Source organism: Enemella evansiae (assembly GCF_002250705.1).
GTDB classification, from domain to species: domain Bacteria; phylum Actinomycetota; class Actinomycetes; order Propionibacteriales; family Propionibacteriaceae; genus Enemella; species Enemella evansiae.
The window spans coordinates 39355-61871 of record NZ_NMVP01000012.1 but is presented as its reverse complement, the minus strand read 5'-3'; the positions used below and the strand labels follow the sequence as shown (position 1 = coordinate 61871).

Annotated in this window: 23 protein-coding genes; 10 read left to right on the top strand and 13 right to left on the bottom strand. The window is 68.9% G+C overall.

The annotated features are described in order from the left end of the window. Nucleotides 1-34: 34 nt before the first annotated feature. Both mshD and BI335_RS08915 read right to left on the bottom strand, forming a co-directional pair. On the bottom strand, nucleotides 35-1009 hold the full coding sequence (gene mshD, locus BI335_RS08920; RefSeq protein ID WP_094430409.1) for a mycothiol synthase: 975 nt from the start codon (nucleotides 1007-1009) through the stop codon (nucleotides 35-37). Between the two features lie 185 nt (nucleotides 1010-1194). Next, the gene (locus BI335_RS08915) at nucleotides 1195-1851 is read right to left on the bottom strand and encodes a response regulator transcription factor (RefSeq protein ID WP_229119515.1); all 657 of its coding nucleotides are present in this window, start codon (nucleotides 1849-1851) and stop codon (nucleotides 1195-1197) included. 36 nt (nucleotides 1852-1887) lie between these two features. Between BI335_RS08915 and BI335_RS08910 the strand changes: the two genes are divergently transcribed. Beyond that, complete coding sequence (locus BI335_RS08910; protein WP_094357440.1) at nucleotides 1888-2139, top strand: ubiquitin family protein; 252 nt, start codon at nucleotides 1888-1890, stop codon at nucleotides 2137-2139. A gap of 312 nt (nucleotides 2140-2451) precedes the next feature. Here BI335_RS08910 and dtd read toward each other — a convergent pair whose 3' ends face one another. After that, a complete protein-coding gene (gene dtd / locus BI335_RS08905) occupies nucleotides 2452-2892 on the bottom strand; it encodes a D-aminoacyl-tRNA deacylase (protein ID WP_094406165.1) in 441 nt (146 codons plus the stop codon). Nucleotides 2893-3002: 110 nt separating this feature from the next. Between dtd and BI335_RS08900 the strand changes: the two genes are divergently transcribed. The 4 genes from BI335_RS08900 to BI335_RS08885 all read left to right on the top strand — a co-directional run bounded on the left by BI335_RS08900 (nucleotide 3003) and on the right by BI335_RS08885 (nucleotide 8021). Next, the gene (locus BI335_RS08900) at nucleotides 3003-3560 is read left to right on the top strand and encodes a heme-binding beta-barrel domain-containing protein (protein ID WP_208109421.1); all 558 of its coding nucleotides are present in this window, start codon (nucleotides 3003-3005) and stop codon (nucleotides 3558-3560) included. Between the two features lie 56 nt (nucleotides 3561-3616). Then, complete coding sequence (ygfZ, locus tag BI335_RS08895) at nucleotides 3617-4519, top strand: CAF17-like 4Fe-4S cluster assembly/insertion protein YgfZ (RefSeq protein WP_094430768.1); 903 nt, start codon at nucleotides 3617-3619, stop codon at nucleotides 4517-4519. A 108-nt stretch (nucleotides 4520-4627) separates the two neighbouring features. After that, nucleotides 4628-5350 (top strand): HAD family hydrolase, encoded by a 723-nt coding sequence (locus BI335_RS08890; RefSeq protein ID WP_094430405.1) that lies wholly within the window; start codon nucleotides 4628-4630, stop codon nucleotides 5348-5350. A 25-nt stretch (nucleotides 5351-5375) separates the two neighbouring features. Then, the gene (locus BI335_RS08885; protein WP_229118022.1) at nucleotides 5376-8021 is read left to right on the top strand and encodes a glycoside hydrolase family 65 protein; all 2646 of its coding nucleotides are present in this window, start codon (nucleotides 5376-5378) and stop codon (nucleotides 8019-8021) included. A gap of 102 nt (nucleotides 8022-8123) precedes the next feature. Here BI335_RS08885 and BI335_RS21045 read toward each other — a convergent pair whose 3' ends face one another. Then, nucleotides 8124-8804: a hypothetical protein gene (locus BI335_RS21045; protein ID WP_144009101.1), complete on the bottom strand. Its 681-nt coding sequence runs from the start codon at nucleotides 8802-8804 to the stop codon at nucleotides 8124-8126. Continuing rightward, nucleotides 8804-9238 (bottom strand): helix-turn-helix domain-containing protein, encoded by a 435-nt coding sequence (locus BI335_RS08875; RefSeq protein ID WP_094357346.1) that lies wholly within the window; start codon nucleotides 9236-9238, stop codon nucleotides 8804-8806. Before BI335_RS08875 ends, BI335_RS21045 begins: the two co-directional genes overlap by 1 nt. 77 nt (nucleotides 9239-9315) lie before the next feature. On the opposite strand from BI335_RS08875, the gene BI335_RS08870 reads away from it, so the two are divergent. Beyond that, nucleotides 9316-9687, top strand: coding sequence for an RNA-binding S4 domain-containing protein (locus BI335_RS08870; RefSeq protein ID WP_094357344.1), 372 nt, complete (start codon nucleotides 9316-9318; stop codon nucleotides 9685-9687). A 60-nt stretch (nucleotides 9688-9747) separates the two neighbouring features. On the opposite strand, the gene BI335_RS08865 is transcribed toward BI335_RS08870, so the two are convergent. From BI335_RS08865 to BI335_RS08850, 4 genes are all read right to left on the bottom strand, one after another. Further along, nucleotides 9748-12012, bottom strand: coding sequence for a L,D-transpeptidase family protein (locus BI335_RS08865; RefSeq protein ID WP_144009100.1), 2265 nt, complete (start codon nucleotides 12010-12012; stop codon nucleotides 9748-9750). Nucleotides 12013-12323: 311 nt separating this feature from the next. Further along, complete coding sequence (gene typA, locus BI335_RS08860; protein WP_094430398.1) at nucleotides 12324-14186, bottom strand: translational GTPase TypA; 1863 nt, start codon at nucleotides 14184-14186, stop codon at nucleotides 12324-12326. Nucleotides 14187-14285: 99 nt separating this feature from the next. After that, entirely contained in the window at nucleotides 14286-15335 is a 1050-nt protein-coding gene (locus tag BI335_RS08855) for a family 43 glycosylhydrolase (protein ID WP_094430396.1), read from the bottom strand. A gap of 91 nt (nucleotides 15336-15426) precedes the next feature. Then, the gene (locus BI335_RS08850) at nucleotides 15427-16008 is read right to left on the bottom strand and encodes a TetR/AcrR family transcriptional regulator (protein WP_094357336.1); all 582 of its coding nucleotides are present in this window, start codon (nucleotides 16006-16008) and stop codon (nucleotides 15427-15429) included. 85 nt (nucleotides 16009-16093) lie between these two features. Between BI335_RS08850 and BI335_RS08845 the strand changes: the two genes are divergently transcribed. Both BI335_RS08845 and BI335_RS08840 read left to right on the top strand, forming a co-directional pair. Further along, on the top strand, nucleotides 16094-16405 hold the full coding sequence (locus BI335_RS08845) for a DMT family transporter (RefSeq protein ID WP_094430394.1): 312 nt from the start codon (nucleotides 16094-16096) through the stop codon (nucleotides 16403-16405). Further along, entirely contained in the window at nucleotides 16402-16761 is a 360-nt protein-coding gene (locus tag BI335_RS08840) for a DMT family transporter (protein WP_094430391.1), read from the top strand. Before BI335_RS08845 ends, BI335_RS08840 begins: the two co-directional genes overlap by 4 nt. Here the strand turns inward: BI335_RS08840 and BI335_RS08835 are convergent. Genes BI335_RS08835 through BI335_RS08825 form a run of 3 tightly spaced genes read right to left on the bottom strand, consistent with a single transcriptional unit; the run spans nucleotide 16733 to nucleotide 18548 of the window. Then, nucleotides 16733-17281, bottom strand: a complete 549-nt coding sequence (locus BI335_RS08835; protein ID WP_172421807.1) for a YdcF family protein — start codon at nucleotides 17279-17281, stop codon at nucleotides 16733-16735. The two genes, BI335_RS08840 and BI335_RS08835, sit on opposite strands and share 29 nt — an antisense overlap. A 41-nt stretch (nucleotides 17282-17322) precedes the next feature. Beyond that, nucleotides 17323-17955 (bottom strand): acetyltransferase, encoded by a 633-nt coding sequence (locus BI335_RS08830; protein WP_094430387.1) that lies wholly within the window; start codon nucleotides 17953-17955, stop codon nucleotides 17323-17325. Then, nucleotides 17952-18548, bottom strand: a complete 597-nt coding sequence (locus BI335_RS08825) for a sugar transferase (protein WP_324252367.1) — start codon at nucleotides 18546-18548, stop codon at nucleotides 17952-17954. Before BI335_RS08825 ends, BI335_RS08830 begins: the two co-directional genes overlap by 4 nt. A gap of 93 nt (nucleotides 18549-18641) precedes the next feature. Here BI335_RS08825 and BI335_RS08820 point away from each other — a divergent pair, with 93 nt between their 5' ends. Together BI335_RS08820 and BI335_RS08815 are read left to right on the top strand one after the other, a co-directional pair. Then, nucleotides 18642-19838, top strand: coding sequence for a glycosyltransferase family 4 protein (locus BI335_RS08820; RefSeq protein ID WP_094430385.1), 1197 nt, complete (start codon nucleotides 18642-18644; stop codon nucleotides 19836-19838). Nucleotides 19839-19864: 26 nt separating this feature from the next. Further along, nucleotides 19865-21343 carry a hypothetical protein gene (locus BI335_RS08815; protein ID WP_144009098.1) on the top strand — a complete coding sequence of 493 codons (1479 nt, stop codon included), beginning with the start codon at nucleotides 19865-19867 and terminating at the stop codon, nucleotides 21341-21343. On the opposite strand, the gene BI335_RS08810 is transcribed toward BI335_RS08815, so the two are convergent. Then, on the bottom strand, nucleotides 21274-22506 hold the full coding sequence (locus BI335_RS08810) for an oligosaccharide flippase family protein (RefSeq protein WP_094430381.1): 1233 nt from the start codon (nucleotides 22504-22506) through the stop codon (nucleotides 21274-21276). The genes BI335_RS08815 and BI335_RS08810 overlap by 70 nt on opposite strands. Nucleotides 22507-22517 lie beyond the last annotated feature (11 nt).

Here is a 22517-nt window from a genome sequence, read left to right as displayed (position 1 = left end):
GGACCTGCTTCCTGCTGGCGCTGTCAGTGCTTCTTCATGGGGTGGCCGGACCTGTCGGCTGCACCCGCTCTTCGGGGAGCGGGGAGGCGTACAACACGTCGCGGTTCGCGACCTCAAATCTAGCGGAGAGGTAGAGCTTCACGACGTATGCCTGGTCACCCTCGACATAGAGGATGATCCGGCGTACGCCCCGGTCGGCCAGATGCTGCAGCCCGCGGTTGAGCAGCTGCCGACCGAGGCCGCCGCCGGCATGGTCGGGATCGACCGCGATCACGTAGACCTCGCCCAGGTCGGCATCGTGGATCTTGGTCCAGTGGAAACCGATCACCTGCTCGGTGCCCCGGGCGTCGGGTCGGGTGGCGACGAACAGGCCCTCGGGATCGAACCAGGGCTCGTTCATCCGGTCCTGCAGGTCCTGCTTGGTCAGCCCGCCCTGTTCGGGGTGGTGGGCGAAGGCGCGGGCGTTCACCCGCAGGATGGCGTCCTCGTCGCCGGGGCGGAAGGTGCGCACGGTGACCCCGGCCGGCAGCTGCACCTCACCGATCTCGGCGGTGTCGCGCTCCATCACCAGCAGTTCGCGGATCGGTTGCAGCCCGAGCGAACCGGCGAACTCGCGGGCGGCCGGCAGGTCGCCGAAGGACCAGGTCCGCAGCGACTGCTGCTGCCAGCGGCCGCTGCGCTCGGCGACCCGCGGATCGAAGCCGAGCTCGCCGATCATCCGGGTCGCGAGTCCGCGGCGCCGCCTGGCCGGGTCGACGACGAGCTGCACGATCGGATCGGCGCTCGTCGAATCCAGGAAGGCGTACCCGGCGATCCGGTCGCCGTCCAGGCCGAGCAGATGGGCCAGGCCGTCGCTGGCGGTGCCGCGGTTCACCTCGAGGCGGGCGTGCTCGTTGAGCGGGCCGACGCCATCGGACTCGGTGGCCCGCGCGATCAGATCGTTCACCTGGCTGCGCTGCTCGGCGTTCAGGGCGGCGACGACGGTGGTGCTGAACGAGTCGGGTCCCATGGGCGACACGTTAGCGCTCCGTGACCATTTCCGTGGGGTGGGCCCGGGGCAGATGTGATCGCCCGTGACCGGACGTGCAGTAGTGCCCGCGGAGACCTTCGCGAACCCGGTCCCACTGGGTTTGATCATGGAACGCTGCGGGCACTGCACGTCCGGTCACGCGCACCCCGCAGCGCGGGTCCGCATCAGCGCGGGTCGAAGCGGTAGCCGACGTTGCGCACGGTGCCGATCAGCGACTCCTTCTCGCCGAGCTTGGCGCGCAATCGGCGGACGTGCACATCGACGGTCCGGGTGCCGCCGTAGTAGTCGTAACCCCAGACCTCGCTGAGCAGTTGCTCGCGGCTGAACACCCGGCCGGGGTTGGCGGTCAGATATTTCAGCAGCTCGAACTCGGTGTAGGTGAGGTCCAGCAGCCGGCCGTCCAGCCGGGCGGTGTAGGCCGCCTCGTCGACCTCGACGCCGCCGGCGCGGATCAGATCGTCGACGTCCTCGGCCCGGCTCGCCAACCGCAATCGCGCCTCCAGTTCGGCCGGGCCCGCGGTCGCCAGGATGAAATCGTCCGGTGCCCACTCCGCCGACAGGGCCGCCAGGCCGCCCTCGGTCAGCACCAGCAGCACCGGCAATCCGTTGCCGGCCGCGGCCAGGGTGCGGCACAGGTTGCGGGCGCCGACCAGATCGATCCGGCCGTCGATCAGCACCACGTCCGGTTCGACATCGAGCAGGCTGGCCGCCTCGGCGGCGGCGATCCGGATCGTGTGCGAGAGCAGGCCGAGGGCGGGCAGGATGTCCGCGGCGGAGGCGCGTTCGCGGGAGAGCAGCAGCAGCGTGGCCGTCGTACTCACCCCCTGTCGATTGGTGGACGTGCAAGAATCGCGGTCATGGTTGCTGTCCAGATCCGCTACTGGGCCGGGGCGGCGGCGGCCGCCGGGGTCGAGCATGAGACTATCGCTGCCGATTCGGTCCAGGCGGCGCTGACCACGGCCCGGGCAGACCGCGGTGCCGGCTTCGCCTCGGTGCTCGATGTCTGCAGCATCCTGGTCGGTGGTCGACGCCAGGGCGCCGACCAGCTCGCGCAGCCGCTGACCGAGCCCACCGAGGTCGAGGTGCTGCCGCCCTTCGCCGGCGGCTGAGCGAGCACGTACGCCGGTTCTCCCGTTCCCTGAGCGAGGAGCGCAGCCTCCATCCGTTCCCTGAGCAAGGAGCGCAGCCTCCATCCGTTCCCAGAGCGAGGAGCGCAGCCTCCACCCGTTCCCAGAGCGAGGAGCGCAGCGACGAGTCGAAGGGACCGGGGCTGGTTTCGACTCGCTCGTTCCTCGCTCGCTCAACCGGCGTACGTGCTCGTTCCTCGCTCGCTCAACCGGCGTACGTGCTCGTTCCTCGCTCGCTCAGCCGGCGTACGTGCTCGTTCCTCGCTCGCTCAGCCGGCGTACGGGCACTCGCGATCAGCCGGCGTACGTGTCGGAGTCCAGGACCAGGGTCACCGGGCCGTCGTTGACCAGGGAGACCTGCATCTGCGCCCCGAACCGGCCGGTCTCGACGTGGGCGCCGAGGTCCCGCAGCGCGGCGACGAACGCATCGACCAGCGGCTCGCTGACCGGGCCCGGCGCCGCGGCGCTCCAGGAGGGCCGGCGGCCCTTGCGGGTGTCGGCGTACAGGGTGAACTGCGAGACCACCAGCAACGGCGCGCCCTCATCGGCGGCCGACCGTTCGCCGGTGAGGATCCGCAGCCGCCAGATCTTGTCGGCCAGCCTGGCCGCGATCTCGGGCGTGTCGGTGTGGGTGATCCCGACCAGCAGCACCAGCCCCGGCGCCGGCAATGCTCCGACCACCTCGTCATCGACCCGTACCTCGGCCGAGGCGGCCCGCTGCAGCACCACTCGCATGGCACGCGAACCTAGCAGCGGCGGACCCCGCACCGCGGACCCCGCGCCGGCCGGTTTCGTCGGGGCATAGGCTGGATCGGTACACCCCGAGCACACGTTGGAGGAGCCCGATGAGTGACCAGCCGATGAATGACCAGCCGACCGGCGAGGGGGCCAATCTGGACTTCTCCTTCCCCGAGGGCATGCATCCCGGCCTGAAGGGGCTGGCCTGGCTGATCGGGCACTGGGAGGGCTTCGGCCAGACCCAGTGGCAGGGCACCGACAAGCGGGTGCTGGAGCAGGTCGACTTCCACCACAACGGCGAGCCCTACCTGCACTACCTGCTGCAGGCCTATGAGGACGAGGACGGCCAGCTCGGCAAGCCCGTCTATATGGAGACCGGGTTCTGGGTGCCGCAGGAGAAGAACGAGCTGATGGTGGTGATCTGCAATCCCGAGGGGGTGGCGCAGAAATGGTTCGGTTCGATCACCGGGCTGGAGTCCGCCCCCGGGGGTGAGCTCGGCACCAAGATCGACCTGACCACCGATGCCGCGCTCAGCGAGGGCACCCACACCGCCGGCACCCGGCTCTACGGCCGGATCCAGCAGAAGCTGCTCTTCGCCTGCGACCGGGCCGATCAGGACATTCCGCTGGCGCCCTGGCTGACCGGAGAACTGGAGCGCAAGTGAGCATCACTCTCACCGAGGGCCCCGACACCGGGGCGATCTGGCACCACGGCGACCCGATGGCCGAGCAGCGGCTGCTCGAGTCCGGCCGGGGTGCGGTCCGGTTGGATCACCGCGACGTGCTGTCCATCGCGGGGCCGGACCGGCTGACCTGGTTGCACGACCTGACCACCCAGCATCTGGCGCAGCTGCCCACCGGCACCGGGACGACCGCCTTCCTGCTCTCCCCGCAGGGCCACATCGAGCACGTGCTCTATCTGGTCGACGACGGGGAGACGGTCTGGGCGCACACCGAACCCGGCCGCGGCCGGGCGCTGGCGGATTTCCTGCAGCGGATGATCTTCATGCGTCAGGTGGAGGTACGCCTGCGCGATGAGTTGGCCGTCGTCTGGCAGCCCGGGGAATCCCCGACCGGCCGGATCACCCGGCAGGCACCGGATTCGCTGGGCGGGTACGAGTCGTTCATCCCGCGCGACCACCTGGCCGGTTACCTCGAATCGAGCGGCGCCGAACCCGTCGGGCTGTGGGCGTACGAGGCCCGCCGGATCGCCGCCGGGGTGCCGCGGATCTTCCTCGACACCGACCAGCGGACGATCCCCAACGAGCTCGGCCTGGCCGATGCGGTGCACCTGGAGAAGGGTTGCTATCGCGGCCAGGAGACCGTCGCCCGGGTGCACACCCTGGGCCGGCCGCCGCGCCGGCTGGTCCGGTTGCACCTGGACGGGTCGATGGACGCGCTGCCGAGCGCCGGTGCCGAGCTGACCGGTGCCGACGGCGGCCGGGCGATCGGCTTCGTCGGCGGCTCCGCGCGGCACCACGAGCTCGGCCCGATCGCACTCGCCCTGGTGAAGCGCAATGTCGCCGTCGACGCACCGCTGGTCGTCGAGGGCATCGCCGCGGCCCAGGAGCCGCTGGTCGATCCCGAGGTCGGGCTGCACGTCCGCGCGCTGCGCACGAACTGATCCGTACCGGGGGCCGGAGGGGGCCGGCTTACCGACGTGTAACAATTTTTGGCCAACCGCCCGAGAGTTGTTCGCACCACTGGATCGGGCGAACTAGAGTCACCTTTTGTGCATTGGGACGACATTGACGCCTGCCTGTTCGATCTGGACGGCGTGATCACACCGACCGCCGAGGTCCACATGCGCGCCTGGGACACGATGTTCTCCGAGTTCCTGGCGGCGCGTGGCGCTGCGGCGTACACCAGTGCCGACTATTTCGACCACGTCGACGGCCGGCCTCGCTACGAGGGGGTCGCGACCCTGCTGGAGGCCAAGGGCATCGAGCTGCCGCAGGGTGAGCCGTCCGATCCGCCGGAGGCGGAGACGATCAGCGGGCTCGGCAACCGCAAGGACAAGCTGTTCAACCAGATCCTCGCCGAGGAAGGCATCCAGCCCTATCCGGGTTCGGTACGCCTGTTGGACGCGCTGGCCGAGCGGGGCACCGAGGTCGCGATCGTCTCATCGTCCAAGAACGCCCGGGCGGTGCTGGAGGCGGCCGGTCTGCTGGACCGGTTCGAGGTGATCATCGACGGCCAGGTGGCCGCCGCGGAGGGGTTGCCCGGCAAGCCGCAGCCGGACACCTTCCTCGCCGCGGCCGAGCGGGTCGGCGTACCGAAGGAACGTGCGGTGGTTTTCGAGGATGCACTCTCCGGCGTACGCGCCGGGGCAGCGGGGGACTTCGGGCTCGTGGTCGGCGTGGACCGCGGCACCGGTGCCGACCGATTGCGGGAGGCCGGGGCCGACGTCGTGGTCGGCGATCTTGACGAGCTGGTTGATTCCGTCCGCTCCTGAGCGGACGCTGACGAGTGATGGGGACATGACCGAGGACTTCGAACCGAGCCTGGTTGCGGCTGATCTGCCGGAACCGCCCATGGAGGCGGCAGTGCGTCGCCCCAATGGCGCCCCGGAGGCGGGTCGGGTGAATGCCGACCCGTGGAACTTCGAGCCCAGCACCGAACCGGAGCAGGGACCCAGCGATGCTCCACCCCAGGCGGAGGATCCGCTGGATCGCACCCGCTTCCCGATCGATGAGTGGCGCCTGGTGGAGACCGACTACGGGCCCGCCGATCTCGGCACCACCGAGACGCTGTTCTCGGTCGCCAATGGCTATCTCGGGATGCGGGGCAACCCGGAGGAGGGCCGCGACGCCCACACCCACGGCACCTTCGTCAACGGTTTCCACGAGACCTGGCAGATCCGGCACGCCGAGGACGCGCACGGTTTCGCCCGGGTCGGCCAGACCATCGTCAACGTGCCCGACACCAAGGTGATGAAGGTCTATGTGGACGATGAGCCGCTGAACCTGGCCACCGCCGATCTCGACGAATACGAACGGTCCTTGGATTTCAAGACCGGTGTGCTGCGCCGCAAGGTGATCTGGCGGACCTCCGCCGGCAAGCGGGTGCAGATCAACACCACCCGGATGGTGTCCTTCGCCCAGCGCCATCTGGCGATCATGACGATGGACATCACGATGCTCGACGGGGACGCCCCGATCGTGATCTCCTCGCAGGTGCTGAACCGCCAGGACGGCCACGACGAGTATTCCGGGGTCACCCGCAGCACCGGGGCCGCCGGTGGCAACGACCCGCGCAAGCAGGAATCGCTGGACCGCCGCGTGCTCGATCCGGTGAGCCAGTCCGCCGGCGACGGCCGGATCACCCTCGGCTACCGCACCCACGAGTCGCGGATGACGCTGGCCGTCGGTGTCGATCACAGCATGTTCACCGACAACGACTACAGCGAACAGATCTCGGCCGAACCCGATTCGGGCAAGCTGGTCTACCGGATCAACGCCCGGCAGGGGATGCCCATCCACCTGGAGAAGCTGGTCGCCTACCACACCTCCCAGTCGGTGCCGGTGCGAGAACTCATCGACCGTTGCCGGCGTACCCTCGACCGCGCCCGCGAGCAGGGTGTCGAGTCCATCCACGACGACCAGCGCGCCTGGCTGAACGAGTTCTGGCGCAGCGCCGATGTGGAGCTGCCGAAGCAGCCGGCGCTGCAGCAGGCGGTCCGCTGGAACCTGTTCCAGCTGGCCCAGGCCTCGGCCCGCGCGGAGGCGCAGGGCATCGCCGCCAAGGGTGTCACCGGTACCGGATATTCGGGGCACTACTTCTGGGACACCGAGATCTATGTGCTGCCCTTCCTCACCTATGCGCAGCCGCAGGCCGCGCGGATGGCGCTGCGGTTCCGGTACGCGATGCTGGACGCGGCGCGGCAGCGGGCCGAGGAGATGGCCCAGCTCGGTGCGCTCTTCCCGTGGCGCACGATCAGCGGTGAGGAGGCCTCGGCCTACTACGCCGCCGGCACCGCGCAGTACCACATCGACGCCGACATCGCGTACGCCCTGGTGAAGTACGTGAACGCCACCGGTGACCTGGACTTCCTGCTGCACGAGGGTGTGGAGATCCTGGTCGAGACCGCGCGGCTGTGGGCCGACCTCGGCTTCTGGCGCACCAACGGGACCTCGGAGTTCCACATCCACTCGGTGACCGGCCCCGATGAATACACCACCGTGGTCAACGACAACCTGTTCACCAATGTGATGGCCCGGTTCAATCTCGCGCACGCCGCGGAGACCGTCACCGAGTTGAAGCAGCTCAATCCGGAGGCGTACGCCCGGGTCGCCAAGCGGCTTTCGCTGCGGGACAACGAGGTCGAGGAATGGGCGCGCTGCGCGGAGGGCATGTACATCCCCTTCGACGAGAGCCTCGGTGTGCATCCGCAGGACATGCACTTCCTGGAGCGTGAGGTCTGGGATCTGGAGCACACCCCGGCGGAGAAGCGGCCGCTGATGCTGCACTACCACCCGCTGGTGCTCTATCGCTTCCAGGTGCTCAAGCAGGCCGACGTGGTGCTGGCGCTTTTCCTGCAGGGGGAGCATTTCACCGCGGAGGAGAAGCGCGCCGACTTCGAATACTACGACCCGATCACGACCGGCGACTCGACGCTGTCGGCGGTGGTGCAGTCGATCATGGCCGCCGAGACCGGCTACCACGATCTGGCGCTGCGCTACTTCTATGCCGGGTTGTTCGTCGATCTCGACGACCGGCACGGCAACACCACCGACGGGGTGCACGTCGCCTCGGCCGGCGGTGTCTGGTCGGCGCTGGTCTATGGCTTCGGCGGGATGCGGGACACCGGTGGCGAGCTCACCTTCGAGCCGCGGTTGCCGGAATCCTGGCCGGAGCTGCGATTCCGGCTGCGCTGGCGGGAGACCCGGCTGCTGGTCACGCTGCGCCGCGACGAGATCCGATTCGAGATCCTCTCCGGCCCCGCCATGCAGGTGCGTGTCGGTGAGCAGCAGGTCGACATCGAACCGGACGAGGTGTGCCGCGTGCCGCTGTCCGGCCAGGGGGAGCGGCGCCGCGGTGAGATCGGCCCCGGCCCGCTGGTCGGCGGTCGTCGCCAGGACGGTTCGCTGATCACCGCCTCGGTGCCCCGCCCCCGCGACCAGTGACGCACACGTTCATCGAGTAGCCAACGGCCCGGCACCGCGAAGCGGTAGCGGGCCGTTGGCGTGTCGAGATGAACCCCCTGGATCCACCTCAGGGAGGTGGGTTCACTCCGAGGCGGGCGCCGGGGTGCTCGACTTGCTGGCGGTCGACTTGCTGGCGGTCGACTTGCTGGTGCTCGCCTTGGTGGTGCTCTTCTTGGCCGGCGCCTTCTTGGCGGTGGTCTTCTTCGCCGGGGTCTTCTTCGCGGTCGCCTTCTTGGCCGGGGCCTTCTTGGCGGGCGCCTTCTTCGTCGGCGCGTTCTTCGCGGTACCGGTGCCGCTGTCGGTGGCATCGGCGAGATCGTCAACGTCGGCGACGAAATCGGCGCTCGCACGATCGGCGGCGGCCTGGGTGCGGCGGGCGCCACGGCGGGCGGCGGTGGCGGCCTGGGCACGGACCTCGACGATCCGGTTCTCCCCACGGACGGCCATCTCGTCGAAGCTCAGGTTCAGCTCCTTGAGCAGCTCCTCCAACTGGACCTGCACCTGCTCGGGCAGGGTGCGGGCGAGCTCGGGCGCCTGGTCCAGCAGACCCTTCGCCTGGCCCGGGGCCTCCTTGAGCAGCTCGGTCGCCTGCTCCAGCTGCTCCTTGCGCTTGGCGCGCCGGGTGCGGGCCTCGGCCTGCTTGGTCTCGGCGTACTCGCGCAGCCGCTCGGCAAGCACGTCGGTCACACCGGCGGCCACGTAGAGCGCCTTGAGGCTGGTGTCGAGCAGCGGCTGGGTCTGGTCCTTGAGCTTGTCGTTCATCACTTCTCCTTGCGTGGTTGAGATCGCGGGGTCTTGGTGGTGCGCCGGGTCCGGGTCTTCCGGGTGGCCGCCGCATGCTGGTCGGCGAAGGCGGCGTACACCTCCAGGAGCGCCTGCTTCTGACGCTCATTGATGGCCGTGTCGGCGAGCACCGCGCGGGTCACATCCGCGGTGCCCTCCTCGTCCGGGCTGAGGATGCCGGCACGGATGTAGAGCGACTCCGCGGAGACCCGCAAAGCCTTGGCGAGCTGCTGCAGCACCTCGGCGGAGGGCCGACGCAGTCCGCGTTCGATCTGGCTCAGGTAGGGATTGGAGACCCCTGCCAGTTCGGCCAACTGACGCATCGACAGCGACGCACTGCGACGCTGGTCGGCGATGAACTCGCCCAGGGATTCGCCCCAGGTGCTCGAGTCCGTTGCGGTCTTCTTGGCCATGCCATCAGTATGCTAGCTGCTGCTAGCAAAACGCAAACTATTGCAAGCAAGCTCACATCGGTGGTTACGCTGGGTCGATGGAGAGCGTACGCGTGGACACCTGGTTGTGGACGGTGCGCCAGCTGCGCAGCCGCTCGCTGGCCACCGCCGCCGCGAAGGCCGGCCACGTCCGGGTGAACGGCCGCCCGGCCAAGGCGTCCACCCCGGTCCGGGTCGGTGACGAGGTACGCCTGCGGGTGCAGGGATTCGATCGGATCCTCGAGGTCAAGCAACTGCTGCAGACCCGGGTCGGCGCCCCGCTCGCGGTCGAGGCGTACGCCGACCACTCACCGCCGCGGCTGCCGCGCGAGCTGGCCCCGGCCCCGATCCACCGCGACCCCGGCGCCGGCCGCCCGACCAAGCGGGAACGCCGCCAGCTCGACGCGCTGCGCGGTCGCCGCACCCGCTGAACACAAAGCGGCCCCCGACCGGATCGGTCGGGGGCCGCCTGCGTACCTCGGTTCAGCTGGTCACCAGTAGACGACGACCTTGTCGCCGATCCGGACCTGGGTGTCGAACAGCCACTGGATGCCGTCCCAGTCGCGGATGTTCACGCAGCCGTGCGAGGCGCCGGCATACCCACGAGCAGCGAAGTCGTAGGAGTAGTGCACGGCCTGGCCGCCGGAGAAGTACATCGCGAACGGCATCGGGGTGTTGCCGTACATCCAGCTGACCTCGTCGCGGACCTTGGAGAAGACCCGGAACTCGGCCTCGCGGGTCGGGGTGGCCTCCGCACCGAAGCGGGCGTCCATCTCCTTGAGCACCTTGCCGTCGATCATCCAGCGCAGCTTGCGGTCGGACTTCGAGATGCACATCACCCGGCCGGTCATGCAGCGCGGGTCCACCTTCGGCCCGGGCCAGATGACATTGAAGCGGCCGTCGACGAACTCCAGCCGGGCCCGTTCGAAGTCCTGCGCCCAGCCGCCCGGGATCGGGGTCTCGTTGCTGATCGGGGCGCCGAGTTCGCCGCCCTCCCAGCCGCGTCGGCCGTATTCCTCCAGCATCAGCCCGCGGACGGCGTACGCCCCGGTGCGCGGGGTCCAGATGATGATGCCGCCGTTCTCGAAGGCATTCACCCGGGCGCCGTTCTGGCCGTTGAACTCATCGGTGTTGGGCGGGCCCATCACCCCGGCCTCCCAGCCCAGGTCGGCGTAGGTCTGGTAGATCGAGCCGTAGACCGCGTGCGCGTCGGTGCGCTGGGAGAAGACGATCTGGCCGCCCTGGAAGTTCTGCACCTTGGTCTCGCGCGCCGCGTCGAACTCCGGGGTCAGCGGCAGGCCGAGCGGGCCGTTCTCCCAGCCGAGCTCGGCGAACTTGGCAGCGATTCGGCCATAGACCGCATGCGCCCCGGTGCCCGGGCTCCACAGGATCTGCCCGCCGGTGAAGTTCTGCACCCGCGAACCGCGCCCGCCGCCGAACTCGTCGGTGGCCGGGACGCCGAGCACGCCGGACTCCCAGGCGTACGCCCCATAGGTCTCGTAGATCGAACCGTAGACCGCGTGCGCATCGGTCTCGGCGGTGTAGACGATGATGCCGCCCTGGAAGCGGGAGATCCGGGTCCCGGGACGGGCGCCGTCGAACTCGTCGCTGATCGGCAGGCCCAGCGGGCCGCGCTCCCAGTTCAGCGTCGCGTAGTCGGCGGCGATCCGGCCCTGCACGGCGTACGCCCCGGTGGCGGCGCTCCAGATGATGTAGCCGTTCTGGAAGTTCTGCACCCGGCCGTCGCGACCGGCGTCGAACTCCTCGCTGGTCGGGGCGCCGAGCTCGCCACCCTCCCAGCCCTTGGCGCCGTACTTGGTCATGATCGAGCCGTAGACCGCGTGCGCGCCGGTCTCGGGGGTCCAGATGATCAGGCCGCGCTCGAAGGTGGAGACCCGGGCGCCGTTCTGGCCGGCGAACTCGTCGCTGGTGGGCCGGCCGAGCACGCCGCCCTCCCAGCCGTAGTCGCCGTAGCGCTGCAGGATCGAACCCTGCACCGACCAGGCCTCGTTGGTGTCGTGGTTCAGCACGATCAGGCCGTTGCCGAAGCGCTGCACCCGGGTGTTGTTCTGGCCGGCGAACTCGTCGCTGGTCGGCAGCCCCAGCGCGCCGCCCTCGGCGTCGAGCTGGAGGTACTTGTCGGCGATCTTGCCGGACAGGCCCCAGGCGCCGTTGTCGGGCGTCCAGATCATCAGCCCGTTGGCGAAGTCCTGCACCTTCGCCCCGGCCCGGCGGCTGGAGTCCTTCTCGTTGGTCTTCGGCAGGCCGAGCGCGGAGCCGGCGCCACCGAGGGCGTCGTACTTGGCCCGGATCGTGCCCTTGATCCAGTGCGCACCGGTGCCGGCGGAGTAGTAGATGTCACCGCCGTCGAAGACCTGCTTCACGCCACCGGGGACGGCGACCTCGTCGCCGACCTTGTTGCCGAGCCAGCCCGCGGGGCCGCCCTCGGCGAGCCAGAGGGCCTGGATCTGCGGGGTGCCGATCGGGTTCGCGGTCGGTGTCGGGCCGGGGGTCGGTGTCGCGGTGGCTGCCGGGGTGGCGGCGACGCGGGCCGACGGGGCCGCTGACGGCGTACCGGAGGGCGACGCGGAGCGTGCCGGTGAGGGGGAAGCGGTCGCGCGCGGCGTGGCCGTCGCGCCCGGGGTCGGAGTGGAAACAGCGGGGGTGGGAGTCGGTGCCGCGTGGGCGAGGCCGGGCAGCGCCATAGCGAGCGCTACTGCTGCCACCCCCACCGCGGTCGAAACGACTGGCTTCATCTGTCGTCCTCGTGCTGGGTCGGATCGGTCAAGTCACCCGGGGGTAGGGGAAGCGTCGCCCGGCACCCCATGAACCGCCGACGAACAGACCCCGGCGCCCATGGACGCACCGTTCAACCTACGGTAAGTCGCCGCCCCACCCGGCCCCAGCCGGTCACGAACAGATAACAGTTCTCTCACCCGGGAACTCGCCGGTCGCACACGATCCATCGAACCCTGGGTGCATCCGGCGCGTGCTCCAGGGTGCGCCGGGTGCAGCCAGGGTTCGATGGATGGCGAGACGGGGGTACGCCAGGGCGAAGCCCCCGCGCCTAGCTGTTCTTGTTCCGGTTGCGGGTCTTGGCCCGGTCGTTGGCGGCGAGCTGCACCTTGCGGATCCGGACCGCGTTCGGGGTCACCTCGAGGCACTCGTCCTCTCGGCAGAACTCCAGCGCCTGCTCCATGTTCAGCAGCTTCGGCGGGATCAGCCGCTCCAGCTCCTCACCGGTGGAGGAGCGCACGTTGGTGAGCTTCTTCTCCTTGGTGGGGTTGACGTCCATGTCGTCGGGGCGGGAGTTCTCGCCGACGATCATGCCCTCGTAGACCTCGGCGCCCGGGCCGACGAACATGGTGCCGCGCTCCTGCAGGTTGAACAGCGCGTAGGACGTGACCACACCCTTGCGGTCGGCGACCAGGGACCCGGTCGGCCGGGTGCGCAGCTCCCCGGCCCACGGCTCGTAGGCCTCGAAGACGTGGTGCATCAGCCCGGTACCGCGGGTCTCGGTGAGGAACTCGGTGCGGAAGCCGATCAGCCCGCGGGCCGGCACGATGTATTCCATCCGGACCCAACCGGTGCCGTGGTTGACCATCTGCTCCAACCGCGACTTGCGGGTGCCGAGCAGCTGGGTGACGGTGCCGACGAACTCCTCGGGCACGTCGATGGTCAGCCGCTCGACCGGTTCGTGCAGCTTGCCGTCGATGGTGCGGGTGACCACCTCGGGCTTGCCGACGGTCAGCTCGAAGGACTCACGGCGCATCATCTCCACCAGCACCGCGAGCTGCAGTTCGCCACGGCCCTGGACCTCCCAGGTGTCGGGGCGTTCGGTGTTGTTCACCCGGATCGAGACGTTGCCGATCAGCTCCTGATCGAGGCGGGCCTTCACCAGTCGGGCGGTGAGGTTCTTGCCGGCCTTGCCGGCCAGCGGGGAGGTGTTGATGCCGATGGTCATCGAGATCGACGGTTCGTCGACGGTGATCAGCGGCAGCGGCTTCGGGTTCTCCGGATCGGAGATCGTCTCACCGATGGTGATCTCGTCGATGCCGGCGATCGCGACGATGTCGCCGGGGCCGGCGGAATCGGCGGGCTTGCGCTCCAGCGCGTCGGTCATCAGCAGTTCGGACAGCTTCACCGTGCGTACGCTGCCGTCGGCGCGGCACCAGGCGACGTTCTGGCCGCGCTTCAGCTCGCCCTCCACGATCCGGCAGAGTGCCAGCCGGCCGAGGTAGGGGGAGGCGTCCAGGTTGGTGACGTGCGCCTGCAGGGTGGCGCCCTCGGTGTAGGTCGGCGCGGGGATGTGCTGCATGATCGTGGAGAACAGCGGCTCCAGATCCTCCGAATCGGGCATCCCGCCGTTCTCGGGCTGGTTCACCGACGCCCGACCCGCCTTCGCCGAGGCGTACACCACCGGGAAGTCGAGGACGTCGGCATCGGCCGCGTCGTCGGCGAGATCCATGAACAGGTCCTCGGTCTCGGAGACGACCTCCGCGATCCGCGCATCGGAGCGGTCCACCTTGTTCACCACCACGATGATCGGCAGCTTCTTCTGCAGTGCCTTGCGCAGCACGAAGCGGGTCTGGGGCAGCGGGCCCTCGGAGGCGTCGACGAGCAGCACCACACCGTCGACCATCTCCAGACCGCGTTCCACCTCGCCGCCGAAGTCGGCGTGGCCGGGGGTGTCGATGATGTTGATCGTCACCTCTTCGCCGTCGATGGTGTGCTTCACCGCGGTGTTCTTGGCGAGGATGGTGATGCCCTTCTCGCGCTCCAGATCCATCGAGTCCATCACCCGGTTGTCGACCTCGGACCCCTCCCGGAACGCCCCGGACTGCCACAGCATGGCATCCACGAGGGTGGTCTTGCCGTGGTCGACGTGGGCCACGATGGCGACATTGCGCAGGTCGGCGCGAGTGGGCATGCGGAATCTTTCTCCTCGAGGGATGACCTGCGGAGTCTATTCGAGGGGTACGCCAGGGGGAGAATCGTGATCCGGCTCGGGATGCCGGCGGGCGGGTGCTCAGTCGACCACGAAGCCGCTGCCGGCGGCCTTCAGATCACCGGTCTTGACGTACCGCTGGCCGTTCCACCAGTGCCAGACCACCCGGTTGTCGCCGGACGGGGTCTGGAACACATCCATCCCGCCGGGTCCGCGGTGGTTCGCAGGCAGTCCCTTGAGCGGGTTGATGTCCCCGGCACCCCGGAAACCGAAGTACGGACGGGTGGCACCCTGGCCGATCGGGCTGCACCGCTTGCTCGGCAACGGGTTCGTGCCACAGCGGGCGATGCCGGTGGCGTAGCGCGGGCTGTCCCAGTTGTTGCCCGAATAGGTCACGTACCACTCGCCGTTCCCGGTCCGGAACATCGACGGATTCTCGATCACATGGGTACCGCCGGAGGTACCGGTGGTGTCCCAGCGGATATCGGTGCTCAGCAACAGGGTGCGTCGGGTGGACCAGTCGGCGAACCCGCTCGCACCGACCCGGACGACCGACAACCCGGTCTCGGCGCCGCTGGCCACCGCATCGTCGCGGTAGGCGACGTACAGCTTCCCGCCGGAGACGAATGGATTGGCGTCGATGGCCCAGCGGCCGGCGGGCGGGCACGCCCATTCCTTGCCGTCGGTGAACGGTCCGGTCGCCGACTTCGACACGGCGCGACCGATGCACTTCTGGCCGCTGCCCTTGCGGCTGGCGGTGTAGTACATGAAGTAGCGATCGCCGTGCCGTGCCACCCCGGGGGCCCAGACCGCGCCCTGGGCCCAGGCCCCGGGCCCGCCGGGCATCGCGTCGCCGCTCACGCAGTCGCCCATGCCGGGATTCTCGCCCGAACCGTGGACCAGGTAGGGAACCACCTTGGCGGTGGTGTTGCACCGGCCGCTCTGCTTGCCGAGCGAGGTGCCGTAGGTGACGTAGCGTCCGTTCTCGGCCACCAGCGTGTCCGGATCGGCCAGCGGGGTGACCGAGGAGGCCGAGGCGGCCTCAGCTCCCGAGGTGCTGAACCCCACCAGGGCGAGGCCTGCGGTGAGGGCGGCGACCACGGCGCCCGAGATCACTCCACGTTTCGACATGCTGGCCCCTTCCGGTGCCCTGCGAGCTGGCGTTCGCGACGCTAGTGAGCCGGCGGTGCGTCGTCGCCCGGATGTGGCCGGAAGGTTCCGATCAGGGGCGCAGCACCGCGGTGAGCAGTCCGTCGACGACCGACTCGGCGCGCTCGGCGGTGGTCTGGCCGAGCAGCAGGTGCACCGCCAGGCCGTCGATGCCGGAGTGGATCAGGTCCGCGGCCGGTTCGGGATCACCGGCCAGCAGGCCCCGGCGGTCCAGCGCGGTGAGCCACTGCAGCAGCCCGGTGTGCAGGTCCCGGTAGAGGATGCCGTGGGCATCGGACAGGTCGTTGCTGGTCACCGCCGCACCGATGAACGCCAGCCACACCTCCAGGAAGGTCCGCGCCTCCTCGTTCAGCGGCAGGGTGGCGAGCAGGAAGGCGCGGAAGTCGGCGACGGGGTCGTCGGTGCGTGGCAGCGAGGCCACGTACTCGGTGGCCTGGCGGGCCATTTCCGTTGCAGCGAAGGAAATCAGCTCGTCATGGCTCGGCAGGTAGTGCCGGATGGCGCCGGTGGACCAGCCGCTCTCTGCGGCCACTCGGCGGATGCTCACCGCGCCCAGGCCGTCGGTACGCACGATCGACCAGACCGCGGTGGCGAGCTCTCGGCGGCGTTGGTCGTGGTCGACGATGCGCGGCATGGGGTGATCCTAGGCGGTTTGGCGTTGATGGCACAACCGTGCTAAAAAGGTTTATGACACAGACGGGCTAAATAAGGAGACGGAGATGCTCGCATGGGGGAGCCTGCTGCTGGCGGGGGTGTTCGAGGTCGGCATGACGACCTTCCTGAAACTCGAGCAGCGCAACAGGAACTGGCTCTGGGCGTTTCTGCCGTGCGCGTTCATCAGCTTCACCTTCCTGGACCGCGCGACCCGGGAGATCCCGATGGGCACGGCGTACGCGATCTGGACCAGCATGGGCGCGGTCGGCACGGTGCTGGTCGGGGCGCTCGCGTTCGGCGAGAGGCTGCGGCCCGCGACGGTGGGGCTGCTCGGGGTGATCGTGGCGCTGATCGTGGCATTGAAGGTGACGGCATGAAACAGGGTTGGTTCTGGGTGGTCCTGGGCGGGATCTTCGAGATCGGGTTCACCACCTCGATGATGCTGGCCAAGCAGGACCCGCGCTGGTGGGGTGCCTTCCTGGCCTGCTGCATCCTCAGCTTCGAGTTCCTCTCCCGGGCACTGAAGTCGATCAATGTCGGCGTTGCCTACGCCGTCTGGACCGGTATCGGCAGCGTCGGCACGGTGCTGGTCGGTGCCGTGTTCTTCGGCGAGGCGTTCAGCGTGGTACGCGGGTTGCTGCTCGTCGGCCTGATCGCTGCCATGGTCGGGTTGAAGATGACGACCGGGGCGAAGCAGCCCGATCTCAGCAGGAGCGGATCAGCTGGGCCTTGATCATCGCGCCGGTCTCATAGGCGAAGGCGTACGCCCAGGCGCGGCGCCCGTTCTCGGCGTCGATCGCCTGCATCCGCACCTCACCGGGAAAACAGCGCTTCATCAGCATCCGGCTGCGGGTGATGTGGGACTGGTGGGTGACCACCGTCACCGACCGCCAGCCCCGCTCGCGGGCGAGTTCGGCGAAGACCCGGGCCTCACCACGGGTGGTCACCGGGTCCGGACTGAGGCAGACGACATCGGGCTGGGCGCAGGCCTGTTGATAGTCCGGCCGACCGGCCAGCACATCGGAGACGGAGAGCACGATCGTCCGACCCGGGAGGGCGTCCAGGTCACCGTCACCCACCCGCGTCACCCCGCCGCCGGAGGCGAGGACGTATGCGGCGTCGGTCGACCGGGGCTCATCGGTGGCCGGGTAGCGGAACCACTTCAGGCAGCCACCGAACCAGAGCAACCCGAGGGCACCGGTGGCGATCAGGAGTCGGCGCAGCACTCTGGGTCGAGTGGTCGAAGCGCGCACGGTGCCGACTGTACGCGTCGACCGAAAGGGGTGCGCGGCATTCACCAGCGCCCCGGGATGCCTTTGACAACGACCTGATCGGGGACGTGCCTGGTCACCAGCGACGAGGCCCCGATGAGGGAATCGGTGCCGATCGTCAATCCCTGCAGGACATTGGCGGCGGAGCCGAGCAGCGTACGCGCGCCGACCCGGACCTCCCCACCCACCGTCGCGGCCGGGTTCACCGAGGCGAAGTCGTCGATGACGGTGTCGTGGCCGATCGTGCAGTTCGGGTTCAGGTGCACGTGGCGGCCGAGGGTGACATTGGTGGAGACACAGGCCCCGGCGCAGATCACGGTTCCCGGCCCCATCCGCACCGAACTGCCGATCGTGGCGCGGGGATGGACCAGGGTGGCGAACTCGAATCCCGCTTCCGCCAGGACGCCGCCGAGCCTGCTGCGGATGGCGGGATCCCCGATCCCGATGATGATCTGGGCATCACCCGGCCCGGTGGTGAGAAGGTCGCGCAGTGAGCCGAGGTGCGGGATCCCCCGGTCGCGCAACCGGTCGAGATTTTTGGTGGCGGGGGAGTCATCGACCACACCCAGAACGGGACGGCCGCAGGCGATGACGACATCGGCCGCCTCACGCCCGAAACCACCGGCACCGACGATCACCACCGGTGCCGCGATCATCGGCTGCCCTGGAATCTGGCGACGGTCGCCTCTCCCTCGGCGTTGATGCCCTGCCGTCTCAGGACCGTCAGCACCGTGCCGAGGAGAATCCTGGCGTCCAGGGTGAGCGAACGGTTCTCCACGTATTCGACGTCGAGTTCGAGCCGCTGTTCCCACGGGGTGCTGTTGCGACCATTGATCTGCGCCCAGCCGGTGATCCCGGGGCGGACCTCGTGCCGGCGCGCCTGTCGTGCGTCGTAGAGCGGGAGATAGTCGACCAGCAGCGGACGCGGCCCGACCAGGCTCATCTCCCCACGGAGGACGTTCCACAGGCTGGGCAGCTCATCGAGGCTCAGGGAGCGCAGCAGGATGCCGAAGCGGGTGAGCCGTTCGGCGTCGGTCCGGTGGGTTGCATCCGGTTCCAGCATGGTGCGGAACTTGAGCAGCTCGAAGACCTCGCCATCCTTGCCCGGACGGGGTTGGCGGAAGAGCACGGGGCGTCCGTGGATCTTCAGCACAGCGGCAGCGATACCGACCTGAAGCGGAGCGGTCAGGACCAGCCCGGCACAACTCGCGGCGATGTCGAAGGTCCGCTTCAACCGGTCGTAGATCACTACCCATCCTTCCGCAACCCACCGGACCATCGGCCCGGCGCTGCTGCTTGTGCCGTAGGGTCTCCATCGTATTTCCAAACTCGAAGGGCGGTCATGCGCATTGCGGTTGTGGCGCAGAAGTTCGGCCACGTGGGCGGTGTGGCGACGGTCGCCAGATGGCTCGTCGACGGTCTGCGTGCCCGGGGGCTCGAGGTCGACGTCCTCGAGCTGGCGGAGTCCCGCAGTGACGTGTTCAGCAGGCGTCTGACGGCCCCGCAGACCTGGCGTCGGCGAACGCTGGCCGGGGAGACCCTGGAGCTCGGACAGCAGGCCTGGGGTGCGAACGCCGTCGAGCTGGAGTTCATGCGTTACCTGCCACGCAAGGAATTGACCGATGAGCTGAACGGCTACGACCTCGTCCAGGTCGTCTGCGGCGGGCCGGCACTCGCCACCGTGGCCAGGCACGTGGAGCGACCGGTGGCCGTGCAGGCGGCCACGCGGGTGAGTTGGGAACGGGCCAGCATCCTGGCCCGGCACTCGGGGCTCGAGCGGAAGCTGCGCGGTGCGATGACCGATGCGGTCGCCCGCCTCGAGGCTCCTGCGCTCCGCCGGGCGGACGTCGCATTCCTGGAGAACTGGGAGATGCTGCGCTACACCCAGTCGGTCGGACAGCGGAATGCGCACTTCGCTCCTCCCGGCACCGATGTCGAGCGCTTCTTCCCGGCGGACCAGCGAGCCGGTGACGGCCCGCTGCTGTCGGTCTGCCGGCTCGGCGAACCACGCAAGGGATTGGAGAACGTGATCCGGGCGTACGGACTGCTCGCAACTCGTCACGCAACGGTGCCCGACCTGGTGCTCGCCGGCCGGGGAACGCTCTACCCGGTGGCCGAGCAGGCGCTGCAGAACTCCCCGGTCAGACACCGGATCACGGTGCTGAGCGATGTGCCGCAGGACGGGCTTCCCGAGCTCTATCGCTCGGCCAGTGTGTTCGTGCAGGGATCCTTCGAGGAGGGGCTGGGACTCTCGAGCATCGAGGCCATGGCGTGCGGACTGCCCGTCGCCGCGACCGCGACCGACGGCTCACGCGCGGCGGTCGCGGATGGCGAGACCGGGTATCTGTGCGAGCTGGGCGACGCGGACGCCATCGCCGACGGACTTTCCCTCGCCATCGAAGGCTGCCTGCAGAGCGGTGATGAGTTGGGCGAGGCGGCTCGGGTGCGCGCGGTGGAGATGTTCTCCACCGAAGCCTGTCTCGGCAACTTCATCAGGCATTATGAGGGAGTCCTGACCACGATGGGAGGAGTCCGGTGACGGTGCAGACGAGCCTCACCGCCGAGGTGCCGGTCACCCGCGATTACAGCCACGGTGTGAAACTACTGGCCTTCCTGGGCTGGGCGTTCGTCGCAGTCGTCGGCTACCTGTTCGCGGAGACGACCTCGTCCGTGGCCGTCGGGATCGTCGCCTCCGGGGTCGTGCTCGCGGCCGCCGGCTTCGCCGCGACCTTCGTGGTGATCACACCTGCCAACGCGGACTTCATTCGCGGGATGCGACTCGGCCCGCTCTTCACCCTCGCCTTCGCACTGGTCTACGGGCTGACGACATTCCGCTGGCTGCAACCGGTCACCGGCAGCGCCGCGCTGACCCCGCTGGACGCGTTCCCGCGTGCGGCGGCCGTGGCAGCTCTCGGCATCTGGGCATTCGTTCTGGGATACAAGCTTCTCCCGAGCACGGCACTCGCTGGCCTGCTGCGCCTGCTCGGCCGGGTGGCGAGCCAGGGCCGGGGCGCCGACACCTCATCGCGGGCGCCATTGATTCTCTGGGCCCTGATGATCGCCTCGACCATCGCGCAGGTCCGATCCGGAACCTTCGAATACCTTTCGGACGGTGAGCAGGCGAGTTCGTCCCTGCCGATGCTGTACGCCATGCTCGACAGCCTGGGTGTGGTCGCATCCTTCCTCAGCGCCTGGAACTGGGCGCGTGACCGAGGGGGGAAACGCTTTGCGGTGATGGTTCTCATCGTGGGGAGTCAGGCAACCATCGGTCTGTTCTCCGGGATGAAGGAGAACGTCATCATCCATGTCATCGCGGCACTTTTCGCCTACTACCGGTGGCGACGCTTCCGCATCCTTCCCCTGATCGCACTGTGTGCCTTCTGGTTCATGTTCCTCAGTCCAGCCGTCGCGGCCTACCGGAACATGGTCCAGGTGGGCGGGGATCGCATGTCGACCACGCAGGTGTTGGAACGGGTCAGCCTGGCGGACATCGTCACGGCCCCACTCACCACCGACTCGGACGAAGCCGGCGCGGACAACACCCTCCTGAGACTCTCCCGGGTGGGTGATGTGGCGATGATCGTGGACACCGTGCCGGACCGGATCAGCTACAAGGACGCCTCCGAACTCCTGGCCGCACCCGTGATGGGCTTCATTCCTCGTTCCATCTGGGCGGAGAAGCCCGTGATGGACACCGGATATCAGATGGGTGCGCTCATGTACGACCTGCCGCCGACGGTGCGGACGAGCTTCGCCGTGACACCGTACGGCGATCTCTGGTGGCACGGTGGCTGGGGAGTCGTCGCGGCGGGGATGATCGTCCTGGGCCTGTTGGCTGCGCTCGTGGATCGGCTGCCGCGGGCCAAGGATGATCCGCGACCCCTGTTCCTCCCGCTGCTGCTGCTGCCGATCGTGCTGAAGCAGGAGACGGACTTCATGACGACCCTGATGCTGGGCCCCAGTGTCTTCCTCGCCTACCTGATCGCCGCATTCGTGACGCGACGGGTGACCAGGAAGACCGATACCGCCAGACCGGCCGCCTGACCGATCGCGGTGGCGGCCGCGGCGCCGGGCAGTCCGAAACGGGCGCTCAGGACGATCAGCAGGGTGGTGGTCGTGACCAGACACACGACATTGGAGATCGTCGCCAGGCCGGGTGTGCCGCGTCCTCGAAGAATCGTTCCGCTCACCTGCAACAGGGCCCGCAGCAGCACGGTGGGTGCAAGCAGCCAGACCAATGGGGCGGCAGGCCGGAAGGCCTCGCCGAACAGCAACGGCACTGCCCAGCCGGAGACGAGTCCGAGCAGCACCAGCGCGGTCGCGGTCAGGATGCCGGCGCCGCCGAAGATGCGCAGTTCGCGTCGACGCCGCACCCCAGCTGTCGAGACGTCCGCCGCCAGTGACGGGAAGACCACCGCGCTGACCGCGGTACCCATCGGCCCGGCGGCACTCACCACCGATTGAGCAACGGCGTACTGGCCGAGGGCTGGTGCACCCACCAGGCCGAGCAGCAGCACCCGGTCGATGTTCCCCGAGAGCACCTCCGGGATGGATGACCCGGCCTGTTTCAGACCGTAACCCACCAGACTCACCGGGAGAGCTGCATCGGCTGCCGGTGGGGGGCGGAGGCGGCGCTCCATGACGACCGCGAACCCCATGCTCACGGCATAACTGACCAGCATGGCGGCACTGGCGAGCACGATCGTCAGGCGTCCGGTGGCGAAGAGCAGTGCGGCGGAGAGCAGATAGACGGTGGGCTGCGCGAGCCGCACCCGGTTCCAGGCCGTGATCGACCAGGCCTGCAGGGCATAGAGGGCCGGGCCACCCAGCGCGTTGACCAGGATGCTGCAGAGCGCGAGCAGGTAGGCGACGAAGACGGCCCGGTCACCACCGGCATGGAAGAATGCACCGACGCATCCCAGCACGGTGACGAGGAGACTCGCCGGGATCATGATCCGTCGACTGCCAGCCAGCGCCTGTGCCGCGCTCCCGGGGGCGCGACTCACGGCGAAGGTCACCGCGACGCTCTGGCCCACCTCACCCACGACGTAGGCGATGCCCTGGACCGCGACGATCGACGCGAACTGTCCGCGGCCGGACTCACCCAGGCTGCGAGCGACCAGGATGCCTGTGATGGTGGTCGCCATCAGCATGGCGATGTTCACCGCTGCAGTGCGGAAGATGGCATGCCGAACGGCGCTGACCATCCGCTCGAGAG

Excerpts from the sequence above, each read along its gene's own strand:
- BI335_RS08870 (WP_094357344.1), top strand. The coding sequence starts at position 9,316 with ATGGAGAGCGTACGCGTGGACACCTGGTTGTGGACGGTGCGCCAGCTG.
- BI335_RS08850 (WP_094357336.1), bottom strand. The coding sequence starts at position 16,008 with ATGCCGCGCATCGTCGACCACGACCAACGCCGCCGAGAGCTCGCCACC.
- BI335_RS08875 (WP_094357346.1), bottom strand. The coding sequence starts at position 9,238 with ATGGCCAAGAAGACCGCAACGGACTCGAGCACCTGGGGCGAATCCCTG.
- BI335_RS08900 (WP_208109421.1), top strand. The coding sequence starts at position 3,003 with ATGAGTGACCAGCCGATGAATGACCAGCCGACCGGCGAGGGGGCCAAT.
- BI335_RS08855 (WP_094430396.1), bottom strand. The coding sequence starts at position 15,335 with ATGTCGAAACGTGGAGTGATCTCGGGCGCCGTGGTCGCCGCCCTCACC.
- BI335_RS21045 (WP_144009101.1), bottom strand. The coding sequence starts at position 8,804 with ATGAACGACAAGCTCAAGGACCAGACCCAGCCGCTGCTCGACACCAGC.
- BI335_RS08830 (WP_094430387.1), bottom strand. The coding sequence starts at position 17,955 with ATGATCGCGGCACCGGTGGTGATCGTCGGTGCCGGTGGTTTCGGGCGT.
- BI335_RS08810 (WP_094430381.1), bottom strand. The coding sequence starts at position 22,506 with ATGGTCAGCGCCGTTCGGCATGCCATCTTCCGCACTGCAGCGGTGAAC.
- BI335_RS08885 (WP_229118022.1), top strand. The coding sequence starts at position 5,376 with ATGACCGAGGACTTCGAACCGAGCCTGGTTGCGGCTGATCTGCCGGAA.
- BI335_RS08840 (WP_094430391.1), top strand. The coding sequence starts at position 16,402 with ATGAAACAGGGTTGGTTCTGGGTGGTCCTGGGCGGGATCTTCGAGATC.
- mshD (WP_094430409.1), bottom strand. The coding sequence starts at position 1,009 with ATGGGACCCGACTCGTTCAGCACCACCGTCGTCGCCGCCCTGAACGCC.
- BI335_RS08865 (WP_144009100.1), bottom strand. The coding sequence starts at position 12,012 with ATGAAGCCAGTCGTTTCGACCGCGGTGGGGGTGGCAGCAGTAGCGCTC.
- BI335_RS08820 (WP_094430385.1), top strand. The coding sequence starts at position 18,642 with ATGCGCATTGCGGTTGTGGCGCAGAAGTTCGGCCACGTGGGCGGTGTG.
- BI335_RS08845 (WP_094430394.1), top strand. The coding sequence starts at position 16,094 with ATGCTCGCATGGGGGAGCCTGCTGCTGGCGGGGGTGTTCGAGGTCGGC.
- ygfZ (WP_094430768.1), top strand. The coding sequence starts at position 3,617 with ATGGCCGAGCAGCGGCTGCTCGAGTCCGGCCGGGGTGCGGTCCGGTTG.
- typA (WP_094430398.1), bottom strand. The coding sequence starts at position 14,186 with ATGCCCACTCGCGCCGACCTGCGCAATGTCGCCATCGTGGCCCACGTC.
- dtd (WP_094406165.1), bottom strand. The coding sequence starts at position 2,892 with ATGCGAGTGGTGCTGCAGCGGGCCGCCTCGGCCGAGGTACGGGTCGAT.
- BI335_RS08910 (WP_094357440.1), top strand. The coding sequence starts at position 1,888 with ATGGTTGCTGTCCAGATCCGCTACTGGGCCGGGGCGGCGGCGGCCGCC.